Below are 2,168 nucleotides of genomic sequence, written 5' to 3'. Positions count from 1 at the left end.
CTCGGCATCCATGACGAGCGCGACATGCTCGAGGAAGGAGCGCAGCGATTCGTACTCCTCCATGGAGCGGATCAGCTCCTTGAGGTTTTCCAGCCGCCCGGGCGCGTCTGCCGAACGGTCGTTCTTCCACATGTCGGTGTAGCCGCTCTCTTCCAAAATGGTCTCGGCGAGCTCGGTGTGCGGCTTCGTTTCCAGCGCTTTCTGCCAGCGCTCGAAATTGGCGGCCACCTCTCGGAGCGCTGCGCGCGGCTTGGGCTTCAGCTCGTCGCTTTCGGCGAGCGTTGCGGCGGCCTCCAGCATCGGCACGCGCATGGCGCGCGCGGTGTCGTGGATCTGGCGGATCGTGGCTTCGCCGAGCCCCCGCTTCGGCACGTTGACAATGCGCTCGAAGGCAAGGTCGTCGCCGCTGTTGGCGACGACGCGGAAGAAGGCCAGCGCGTCGCGGATTTCCAGGCGCTCGTAGAAGCGCGGGCCGCCGATGACGCGATAGTTCAAGCCCAGCGTGATGAAGCGGTCTTCGAAGGCGCGCATCTGGAAGGACGCGCGGACGAGAATCGCCATGTCGTTCAGATTATGTTTCTGCCGCTGGTAAGCCTCGATGGCGTCGCCTATGGCGCGCGCCTCTTCCTCCGAGTCCCAGGCGGCATGGACATGCACCTTGTCGTCATCGGGGTCATTGCGATCGGTGAACAGCGTCTTGCCGAAACGGCCCTCATTGTGGGCGATGAGGTGGGAAGCGGCGCCCAGGATATGCGCGGTGGAGCGATAATTGCGCTCCAGCCGGATGATGGTGGCGCCCGGGAAATCCTTGTCGAAGCGCAGGATGTTGTCGACTTCGGCGCCGCGCCAGCCATAGATCGACTGGTCGTCGTCGCCGACGCAGCAAATGTTGACTTTGTTTTCGCTCACGGCCGCGCGCTCGCTTCGCTCGCTGGCCTCCGCGGGGGCGGCCTGACCGGCCGACGCCCGGTCGGGCTTGCGGCCTTCGGCCGACGGGCTGCGCCCGACATTGGGGCGCTGCGCCAAGAGCCGCAGCCACATGTACTGCGCGGTGTTGGTGTCCTGGTACTCGTCGACTAGTATGTATTTGAACTTGCGGTGGTATTCCTTCAGCACGTCCGGATAGGCGCGGAAGATGCGGATCGGGTGGTAGAGCAGGTCGCCGAAGTCGCAGGAATTCAGCGTCTGCAGCCGTTCCTGATAGGCCTTGTAGAGCTGGCGGCCCTTGCCGTTGCCGAAGCTGCGAGCATCACCTTCCGGAATCTCTTCGGGGCCGAGGCCCTTGTTCTTCCAGTTGTCGAGCATCTGGGCGAAGGTCTTGGCCGGCCAGCGCTTGTCGTCCAGCCCTTCGGCCTGGATCAGCTGCTTGATCAGCCGCACCACGTCGTCGGTGTCGAGGATGGTGAAATCCGACTTCAGCCCGGCCAACTCGGCATGACGACGCAACAGCTTGACGCCGATAGAATGGAAGGTGCCGAGCCAGGGCATGCCCTCGACATTGCCTTCGCCGATCAGGTGGCCGATGCGCTGCTTCATCTCGCGCGCCGCCTTGTTGGTGAAGGTGACGGCGAGGATCTGCGACGGGAAGGCCCTGCCAGTCGCGAGGATGTGGGCGATGCGGGTGGTGAGCACGCGCGTCTTGCCGGTTCCGGCGCCGGCCAGCACCAGGACCGGGCCTTCGGTCGTCTCGACGGCGAGCCGCTGCTCCGGGTTCAGGCCCTTCAGATAATCGGGCGCGCTGTTCTGCCCGCTGCGCGCCGCCATGGCGCGCGCGGCTATGCCGGACGGGGCCGCAGCCGGCCGCGCATTCGGTTCATCGAAAAAAGGCATGTCTTCGGAAAAGCCCGACATCGCCCCCGAATGTAGTGATTCGGGAGCGAAAGACCAGAACTGTCTACGTTTTGTTCTAGTTTCGCGTGTCCCGGACCAACTTGACAGCCGGAGCGGGTAAGGGGAAAGCTGCCGGCAGGGCGGGGCCTGTCGCACCCCGCAAGCTGCTCTATCTTGTTTGACGCAGTTCCGGACGGAAAGACGCTTCACGCTTTTCCTGGAATTGCTTGATGCGCGCAACAGTCGAAGGAGCACCGTCTTGGCTGTCACCATCACCTCCCTCGTCCTCTTCCTCATCGGTCTCATTCTCGGCGGCGGCGGCATCTGGCTCGTCGCGC

The 2,168-nt window shown here is 64.1% G+C and carries 1 protein-coding gene; it reads right to left on the bottom strand.

The annotated features are described in order from the left end of the window. The coding region (locus EOA27_RS33215; protein ID WP_127258385.1) for a UvrD-helicase domain-containing protein at window positions 1-1,851 on the bottom strand (1,851 nt) is incomplete at its 3' end. Between the last annotated feature and the right edge of the window lie 317 nt (window positions 1,852-2,168).

The organism is Mesorhizobium sp. M2A.F.Ca.ET.037.01.1.1 (genome assembly GCF_003998075.1).
GTDB lineage: Bacteria > Pseudomonadota > Alphaproteobacteria > Rhizobiales > Rhizobiaceae > Mesorhizobium.
This window is presented reverse-complemented; position numbering and strand designations above follow the sequence as displayed.